Annotated in this window: 5 protein-coding genes and 1 pseudogene; 4 read left to right on the top strand and 2 right to left on the bottom strand. The window is 70.5% G+C overall.

Annotated elements, in window-relative coordinates:
- The first annotated feature begins 408 nt into the window (after positions 1-408).
- Positions 409-1236, top strand: coding sequence for a hypothetical protein (locus ACFV7Q_RS37110; protein ID WP_385435358.1), 828 nt, complete (start codon positions 409-411; stop codon positions 1234-1236).
- A gap of 124 nt (positions 1237-1360) precedes the next feature.
- Here the strand turns inward: ACFV7Q_RS37110 and ACFV7Q_RS37105 are convergent, their stop codons facing one another.
- Positions 1361-3628 carry a M4 family metallopeptidase gene (locus ACFV7Q_RS37105; RefSeq protein ID WP_385435356.1) on the bottom strand — a complete coding sequence of 756 codons (2268 nt, stop codon included), beginning with the start codon at positions 3626-3628 and terminating at the stop codon, positions 1361-1363.
- Between the two features lie 382 nt (positions 3629-4010).
- Here ACFV7Q_RS37105 and ACFV7Q_RS37100 point away from each other — a divergent pair, with 382 nt between their 5' ends.
- Positions 4011-5492 (top strand): sugar transferase, encoded by a 1482-nt coding sequence (locus ACFV7Q_RS37100; RefSeq protein WP_385435355.1) that lies wholly within the window; start codon positions 4011-4013, stop codon positions 5490-5492.
- A 21-nt stretch (positions 5493-5513) separates the two neighbouring features.
- Here ACFV7Q_RS37100 and ACFV7Q_RS37095 read toward each other — a convergent pair whose 3' ends face one another.
- Positions 5514-6482 carry a GDP-L-fucose synthase family protein gene (locus ACFV7Q_RS37095; RefSeq protein WP_385435354.1) on the bottom strand — a complete coding sequence of 323 codons (969 nt, stop codon included), beginning with the start codon at positions 6480-6482 and terminating at the stop codon, positions 5514-5516.
- Positions 6483-6686: 204 nt separating this feature from the next.
- On the opposite strand from ACFV7Q_RS37095, the gene gmd reads away from it, so the two are divergent.
- Together gmd and ACFV7Q_RS37085 are read left to right on the top strand one after the other, a co-directional pair.
- Positions 6687-7700 carry a GDP-mannose 4,6-dehydratase gene (gene gmd / locus ACFV7Q_RS37090; RefSeq protein WP_385435353.1) on the top strand — a complete coding sequence of 338 codons (1014 nt, stop codon included), beginning with the start codon at positions 6687-6689 and terminating at the stop codon, positions 7698-7700.
- Positions 7701-7943: 243 nt separating this feature from the next.
- Positions 7944-9182 (top strand): annotated as a pseudogene (locus tag ACFV7Q_RS37085) (LamG domain-containing protein); the annotation flags it as partial.

The following is a 9182-nucleotide window of genomic DNA, read 5'->3' as shown; positions in this document are numbered from 1 at the left end:
TTTTTATTTGCGGGGGGGGGGGGTGCGGCCGGGGGGGGGGGTTCGGGTGGGGTTCGGGCCCGGGCGGGGCCGCGGGGGGGGGGGGGGGGGGGGGGGCCCCGCCACACCGCCCCTGCCGTACGGACACGGGGCGCCGGATGGGACGGGATCCGTCAGGAACGGGGTGACGGGCGGGGGATCCGTGGACCGTCCCCGTCGCCCCGTCGCCGGGGGCCGGGTGGTGAACGCAGCGGGCGCGCCGAGGAGCACCAGCACCTGCCGGATGGGGGTCGTGGGGCGTGCCGGGCGAGTGAACCTGCGAGCCCGCCGCGCATGCCGAACCGATTCAGCAGTGGTCATCGCTCCTACGCTGCCCGCTGGATGCCACCGGACCGGCACCCAGCCCCCACAGAAACGGACTGCCTTCCCATGCGTCTTCGCACAGCTGCCGTAGCGTTCCTCGGAGCCCTCGCCCTCGCCGTGCCGCTGGCCGGACCGTCGCTGGCCGACGACTTCGACGACCGGCCCAACCTCGGCCGACTCGACTACATCATCGACGACGGGAACGGTGGCGAGCGCCGGCAGATCCGCCCGGCGGACAACGACACCTGCTACGAGCTGACCGGCACCTCGCGCCGCGACCCGGCCACCGCCGTGCGCAACAACACCAAGTCGAGGGCGACGCTCTTCTCGCAGGACGGCTGCAACGGCCGCCCGGAACGGGTGCTGGAGCCGAAGGACGTCGTCTACGACGTCGAGGTCCGCTCGGTGGTCTTCACGCCGGTCCACGTGGACAAGGACGACAAGCACGACCCGTTCGGCGACGACCGCCTCGCCGAGGACCGCTTCGACAGCGCCAGCCGTCCCGAGCACGCCGTCATGGGCGGTGTGCAGCCGACGTCCACGCTCCCGAAGGACGACGGGCCCGAACCGCATGAGGACCAGGCCCCGCTGGAGGAGCGGCCCCGGGACGAGCGGCCCCGGGACGAGCAGCAGCCTGAGGAGGAGCAGCAGCCCCGGGACGAGCAGCAGCCTGAGGAGGAGCAGCAGCCTGAGGAGGAGCAGCAGCCGCAGGAGGAGCAGCAGCCACAGGAAGAGCAGCAGCCCCAGGAGGAGCAGGACGAGCAGGCTCCGGGGGAGGAGCACCGGCAGGAGATGCCGGAGCACCGGCAGGAGATGCCGGAGCAGGAGCCCCAGGAGGAGCACCACGAGGAGGAGCCGGACGTGTTCGACGCCACCTTCCGCAGCATCCTCTGACCGGGACCCGGCCGCCCACGGGGCCGGGTCGCGGCACGGAGCACGGAACAGGGCCGTCCAGGAGGATCCCTCCCGGACGGCCCCGTGCTGTGTCAGCCGTTGCGCCCCACCCTGCCCCGAAGGGTCAGAAGGTCAGCTTCCAGCTGTTGATGTAACCGGTGTCGAGGCTGGCGAGGTCCGCCACGCGGAGCTTCCAGACACCGTTCGCCGCCTCGGAGGAGGCGTTCACGGTGAAGCTCTGGACGATGTTGTCCGCGCTGCCGCCCGAGCGGTTGCGCAGGTTGTACACGCTGCCGTCGGGGGCGACCAGGTCGACGCGGAGGTCACCGACGTAGGTGTGGACGATGTTCACGTCCACCTTGAGGGTGCTCGGCGCGTTGCCCGTGCGGGTCACCGTGATCGGGGACTCGACGGTCGCGTTGTCCGCGATCTGGTAGTCGTTCGTGTTTTCGAAGACGTTCTGCTGGCTGGTGCCGACCGTCCAGGTGAAGGAGGCCGTGCCCGACTTGTTGGCGGAGTCGGTCACCGTCACGGTCACGTTGGACGTGCCCGCGGTGGTGGCCGTACCCGAGATCAGACCCGTCGAGGAGTTGATCGACAGGCCGGCCGGCAGGCCGGTCGCCGCGTAGCTCAGGGCGCCCGGGTTGGTGCTGGTCGCCTGGACCTGGAGGCTCACCGCGGTGTTGACGACGGTGTTCTGGTTCGGGATCTGGGTGACCGTGACGCCGTCGTTGATGCGGGGGCCGACGTTGATGGCCGCCCACGCGTTGGCGGTGTTGTTGTACGTGGCCGAGCCGGCGCCGTAGAGGTCGGCGGCGGCCTGGAGGGTCGCCGTGCGGGCGGCCGCGTAGTTGGTGTTCGACTTGAAGTAGCCGACGGTCAGGGCGCGGAACCAGATCTTCGAGGCGGCGTCGCGGCCGATGGGCGTGACCGGGAGGCCGTCGGAGGTCGGCGAGTCGTAGCTCACGCCGTTGATGACCTTGGCGCCCGAGCCCTCGGAGGCCAGGTAGTACCAGTGGTTGGCCGGGCCCGAGGAGTAGTGCACGTCGATGCCGCCGAGACCCGAGTACCAGGCGTCCTTGGACGAGCCGTCCTTGCTCGGCTTGTCCATGTAGCGCAGCGGCGTGCCGTCGCCGTTGATGTCGATCTTCTCGCCGACGAGGTAGTCGCCCACGTCGGTGGGGTTGTTGGCGTAGAACTCGACCGCTGCAGCCATGATGTCGGAGGTGGCCTCGTTGAGGCCGCCGGGCTCGCCGCTGTAGGTCATGTTGCCGGTGACCGAGGTCAGGCCGTGGGTCATCTCGTGCGCGGCCACGTCGGTTGAGGTGAGGGGCTTGACGTTGCCCTCGCCGTCGCCGTACGTCATGCAGAAGCAGGAGTCGCTCCAGAACGCGTTGACGTAGTTGTTGCCGTAGTGGACGCGGCTGTACGGGGCGACGCCGTCGTTGCGCAGGCCGTTGCGGCCGTGCACGTTCTTGAAGTAGTCCCAGGTGACCGCGGCGCCGTAGTGCGCGTCGGCGCCGGCCGTCTCCATGTTGGTGGGCTGGTTGTTGCCCCAGAGGTCGTCCGGCCCGGAGAAGAGGGTGCCGGTGCCGGAGGTACCCCGGTTGAGGTTGTACGTCTTGTGGCTGCCGCGGTTCGTGTCGGTCAGCGTGTAGTTGCTGCCCGACTGCGCGGTGCCCAGGTTGACCTGACCGCTGTACATGGTGTTGCCGGTGCCGGTTTCGATGGCCTGCCACTCGGTGATCTTCGCGCCGGTCTTGGCGTTGGTGACCACGTGCAGCTCGTTGGGGGTGCCGTCGTCCTGGAGGCCGCCGACGACGGTCTCGTACGCGAGGACGGGCGCGCCCTCGGCCGCCCAGATCACCTTGCGGGCGTCCTTGGCGGGCTTGGCCTCCGTGGAGCCCGCTTCCTTGGCCGCGGCGACGGCCTGGCCCTCGGCGGCGGCGGGGGTGACCGCCGCGTCGGTGTCGGCGACCTTGATCTCGTGGTGGGTGGCCTTGGTGACGCTCTTGGTGACGCCGCCCTTGGCATGGACCGTCAGGTCACCGCCGAGCACGGGGAGTCCGGCGTAGGTGCGCTCGTAGGTGGTGTGCGTGGTGCCGTCGGCGTCCTTGACCACATCGCGGACGATCAGCTTCTCCTGGCCGCCGAGGCCGAGGGCCTTCGCCGCCTGCACGGTGGTCGAGTTGGCGTCGGCGATGAGCGTCGCACGCTCGGAGGGGCTGAGCTGGAGCGGGGCGGCCCCCGGAAGGGACTTCGCGGAGGCGCTGCCCTGGGAGGCGGTGGCCTCGGCGGACGCGGTGCCGGCCTGGATGCCGACGGCGAGCATCGCGGCAGCGGCGACGAGTGCGCCGGCCGCGGTGACACGCCTGTGGGGGGTGGGACTCAACGCAGACTCCTTCTGCAAGGGGGGTCCGGACGGCTGGGTGGGCCGCCGGGCAGAGCAGGGCGGTGCGATGAACGGATCGAAGAGTGCCACCTGGCCGCTGCAATGTCAGGGCCGCGTCAAAATGTTGGCCGGAAACGGTTCGTTGACCGAGCAGACGTATCCGGTATCCGGACCATTCACCTTCGCGGGCGGCCGTAACGCGCCAGAAATCTGGAACAACTGGTACCGCTTGCTAACGCTTGCGCAACAAGAGTCCCTGTTCCGGGGTTCGGCACTTGTCCTAAGAGTGTTTGTCGTACTGTTTCCCGGTGCGTCTGATGTCCGTGGCCTGGGGAAGCCGCGGACACGCGCGAGTGTCATAGACCACGTGCCAGGGGGGCCCATGAGGCATGTCCATTTTCCTGCGCAAAGAGTGGCCGGAGCGGCGGCTGAGCTTGCTGCTGCGCCAGTGAGGCGGATCGGCGACAAAGCGCGCTGGTACCTGCCCGCCGCGGTCACCGCCGATCTCCTCGGCGCAGGCCTGCCCGTGGGCCTCGTCTTCGACGCCGCTCAGCAGGCTCGGCCGGTGTACTGCGCCGTCGGGGCGGCTCTGGCGTGGACCGGGGTGCAGGCGGTGCGCCGCCGTTACGCGGCCCGAGCCCTCGGCGAGTCCCGCGGTGTCCTGCCGGTCGTGCACGACTGGCTGATTCTCATCGGTGTCCTGGCCGTTGCCCGGGTGGTGACGGGGGAGAGCACGCCACGGCTCGCCGCGCTCGGCGCCCTGCTGCCGGCCCTCCTCATCACCGTGGCCTGCCACAAGCTGACCTACCGCCACCTCACCGCGGCCCGCCGCGAGGCACAGGCCGTCAGCAGGGTGCTCGTGATAGGGGAGCCCGCCGCAGCCGACTCCGTCATCTCTCACCTCGCCGCGCGCACCGACCACCCGTACGTCGTCGTGGGCGTGGTCCCGGTCGGCAGTGGTTCGGTCGACAGCGGCGTGCCCGTCGCGGGCCGGCTCGACGCCCGGGCCGCCTCCGGTGCCCCGACGGCCGACGCCTCCGCCGTCCTCGCCGCCGTCCGCAGTCACCACGCCGACCTCGTGCTCGTCGCCCCCGGGGCCCGGATCGCGGGGGAGCGGCTGCGCCGCATCGCCTGGGCCCTGCACGACGCCGGGCTGGAACTGGCCGTCTTCCCCGGGCTGGTGGAGGTCTCCGTCAAGCGGCTGGAGACCCTCTCCGCGGGCGGCCTCGCCGTGCTCCGGGTCGCACCGCCCGTCAACCGGGGCGTCCAGCCCGTGCTCAAGTCCGTCCTGGACCGGGCCGGGGCCGCCTTCGGGCTGTTGCTGCTCTCCCCGCTCTTCCTCACCATCGTCCTGGCGATCCGGCTCGGCTCCCGGGGCCCGGCGTTCTACCGCCAGCAGCGCATCGGCCGCGACGGAGTCCCGTTCACCATGTGGAAGTTCCGCACCATGGTGGTGGACGCCGACCGGCTCAAGGCCGAGCTGGCCGGGGCCAACGAGAACGACGGCCTGATGTTCAAGATCCGGCGCGATCCGCGGGTGACCCGGGTGGGCCGGCTGTTGCGCCGCACCTCCCTCGACGAACTGCCCCAGCTGCTCAACGTGCTGACGGGACAGATGTCGCTGGTCGGGCCGCGCCCGCCGCTGCCGGAGGAGGTGGCCCGCTACGACGAGGTCGAGCTGCGCCGGCTCACCGTGCGGCCGGGCATGACCGGGCTGTGGCAGATCAGCGGCCGGTCCGACCTGTCCTGGGACGAGACGATCCAGCTCGACCTCCAGTACGTCGACAACTGGTCCTTCACCAGTGACGTCGACGTGATGGGCCGTACGCTCCGCGCCGTCGTCGACGGCCGCGGAGCGTACTGAGGAGCCGCAACACCCGTGCGTTCAGCTCCGCGTACCGCCAACGGCCCCGCCCTGTTCGAGCCACCACCGGTAGGTGGCGGCGATGCCGTCCCGCAGCCCGATCTCCGGCTTCCAGCCCAGCGAGGTCAGGCGGCTGACGTCCAGGAGCTTGCGCGGGGTGCCGTCCGGCTTGGAGGTGTCCCACGCCAGCCGGCCCGTGAAGCCGGTCACGTCGGCGACCGTCTCGGCCAGTGCCCTGATGGTCAGGTCCTCACCGCAGCCGATGTTGACCGGCTCGTCCCCGTCGTAGCGCTCCAGCAGCAGCGCACAGGCGGCGGCCAGGTCGTCCACGTGCAGGAACTCGCGGCGCGGGGTGCCGCTGCCCCACAGGGTGACCTCCTCGCGCCCCTCGGCGGCGGCCTCGTGGAAGCGCCGGATGAGGGCGGGCAGCACGTGCGAGGACTCCAGGTCGAAGTTGTCGCCCGGGCCGTAGAGGTTCGTGGGCATCGCCGAGACGTACGAGGCCCCGTACTGCTTGCGGTACGACTGGACCTGGACGATGCCCGCGATCTTCGCGAGGGCGTACGCCTCGTTGGTCGGCTCCAGAGGGCCGGTCAGCAGCGCGTCCTCGGTGATGGGTTGCGGGGCCAGCTTGGGATAGATGCAGGACGACCCCAGGAACAGCAGCCGGCCGACGCCGGCGGCGTGCGCGCCGCCGATGACGCTGAGCTGGATCCTGAGGTTGTCCTCCAGGAACTGCACCGGGTAGGTGCTGTTGGCCATGATGCCGCCGACCTTGGCGGCGGCGAGTACGACCGCGTCGGGGCGGACGTCCTTCAGGTACGCCCCGGTCGCGGCGGCGTCGCGCAGGTCGAGGTCGGCGCGGCCCCGGGTGAGCACCTCGTGCCCGTCGGCGGTCAGGCGGCGGGCGACCGCGGAGCCCACGAGGCCGCGGTGGCCCGCGACGAAGACACGGGCGTTCGGGGGCAGGAGCGGCAGCGAACTTGTCATACCGCCGATGATGCCAGTCCGCCCCCGCGGGGCGCGGGCCGGTCCGTACCGACCCCCGTCCCGCCCTGACGCCGTCCGTGCACGCCGCGCGGAGCCGCAGGGCACGCCCCGTGTACGGTACGCATCCAGTCCCGGCCCGAAGCCGATCTCCGAGGCCCCGCCTCACCCACAACAGACCGAAACGATCCCCAGGGGGGACCCCACATGGGCAAGACCGCACTGATCACCGGCGTCACCGGGCAGGACGGCTCCTACCTCTCCGAGCTTCTGCTTTCCAAGGGCTACACGGTGCACGGGCTCGTGCGGCGGTCCTCCAGCTTCAACACCGAGCGGATCGACCACATCTACCAGGACCCGCACACCGCCAACCGGTCCTTCTTCCTGCACCACGCCGACCTCTCCGACGGCGTCGCGCTCGTGAACCTGCTCCGGGACATCAAGCCCGACGAGGTCTACAACCTCGGTGCCCAGTCGCACGTGCGCGTCTCCTTCGACGCACCCCTCTACACCGGTGACGTGACCGGCCTCGGCGCGCTGCGGTTGCTGGAGGCGATCCGTGCGAGCGGCGTCGACACCCGCATATACCAGGCCTCGTCCTCGGAGATGTTCGGCTCCACCCCGCCGCCGCAGAACGAGGACACCCCGTTCCACCCGCGCAGCCCCTACGGCGCCGCCAAGGTCTTCGCGTACTGGACGACGGTGAACTACCGCGAGGCGTACGACATGTTCGCGGTCAACGGGATCCTCTTCAACCACGAGTCCCCGCGCCGCGGCGAGACCTTCGTGACCCGCAAGATCACCCGGGCCGTGGCACGCATCAAGGCCGGTCTCCAGGAACACCTGTACCTCGGCAACCTCGACGCCGTCCGCGACTGGGGCTACGCCCCCGAGTACGTGGAGGCCATGTGGCGGATGCTCCAGCAGGACGAGCCCACCGACTACGTCGTCGCCACCGGCGTAGCCGCCACCGTGCGCCAGTTCCTGGAGGCCTCCTTCGCCCACGCGGGCCTCGACTGGAACGAGCACGTGCGCTACGACGCCAAGTACGAGCGGCCCAGCGAGGTCGACGCCCTCATCGGCGACGCCTCCAAGGCGCAGGAGCTGCTTGGCTGGAAGCCGACGGTCCTGGTGGACGAGCTGGCGCGGATCATGGTCGACGCGGACATCCGCCAGGTCGAGGACCAACTGGCCGGTGTAACGGTCCGCATCGACCGCTGAGGCCTTATATTTTGCCTACGATTGGCCGCACCCCGGCCAGCGGCGCCGATTTCGCGCCGCTGGCCAGGGTGAATCTTCCGTATGTCCGCTGTGCGCCCTCGCCGCTGAACCCTTCATTCCGATTTGGTGTGCAAAGGGTCAAGTGAGATGACCGGGCTCCCGTGTGAGCCCTAGTCTGCGTCCGTACATACGGCTGTTCGGATAGTTCCAGCCATAGAACCGGGCGATAGCCCTGGGGGGTTCATGCGTAGATCCAGAGGGCTGACCGCCGCCCTCGTCCTGTCACTGGCCGGTGCCGGAACCGGAATAGGCTTCGTGCTGATGCCCCAGGCGTCCGCCATCACCCCGCCGGTGGCGTTCACCGCCGACAGCCTGCCCACGTGGCAGCCGAACGGCATCGTGTTCGCGATGGCCCAGGCGAACGGCACCGTCTTCGCGGGCGGCACCTTCTCGGCGGTCCGCCCGCCCGCCGGTGGCTCCGGCGCCGAGCAGGAGGCGGTGAACTTCGTCGCCCTCGACGCCGCGACGGGCAACCCGACCTCGTGCAAGCTGGCCTTCACCGTCAGCGAGGGCACGGCGACCGTGCGGACCCTGGTCGTCTCCAAGGACAACAAGACCCTCTACGCGGGCGGCTACTTCGGCGCCGTCAACGGCACCCCGGTCTCCAGCCTCGCGGCGATCGACATCGAGAGCTGCAGCCCCAAGGCATCGTTCCACCCGGGCTTCCCCGCCACCGTGCGGGCCCTCGCCGTTTCCGACGACACCCTGTACGCGGCCGGCGACTTCAACACCGTCGAGGGCGAGACCCGCGAGCGCTTCGCCGCGGTCGACGCCGCCTCCGGTGCGCTGAAGCCCTTCACCGCGAACGCCGACGAACCGGGCCGTGCCGTCGCGGTCACCCCGGACGGCAAGAACGTGCTGCTCGGCGGCGACTTCTTCTCGGTGAACGGCTCCAACACGCACGCCCTGGCCGTGGTGGACGCCGCCACCGGCAAGGTCGCCAAGACGTACGGCAACATCCCGTCGAACTCGGTCGTCAAGTCGATCGCCACCGACGAGAACGGCTTCTACACGGGCAACGAGGGGTCCGGCGGCGGCGTCTTCGACGGCCGCATCGGCCTGCGCCTGAGCGACTTCGGCGAGAAGTGGCGCGACCGCTGCCTCGGCGCCACCCAGTGGGTGCTGCCGTACGACGGCGTCCTCTACAGCTCCTCGCACGCGCACGACTGCTCCACCGAGCTGGAGTTCCCCGACGGCAAGCGCCACCACCTGCTGGCCCAGCCGACGGACCACACCGGAACCGCCCCCGCCCCCGCGGACGGCTTCGTGCGCGGCCCGCGCAAGCTCGGCTGGTTCCCCGACACCAACGACGGCCTCGGCGAGGGCATCGGCCCGCGCGTCATGGCCGTCGCGGAGAAGGGCGACACGAAGTACATGTGGGTCGGCGGTGAGTTCACCACCGTCAACGGCGCCGAGCAGCAG

The organism is Streptomyces sp. NPDC059851 (assembly GCF_042732005.1).
GTDB lineage: Bacteria > Actinomycetota > Actinomycetes > Streptomycetales > Streptomycetaceae > Streptomyces.
Note: the sequence above shows the minus strand (reverse complement) of the source record. Positions and strands in the feature narration are given on the sequence as shown.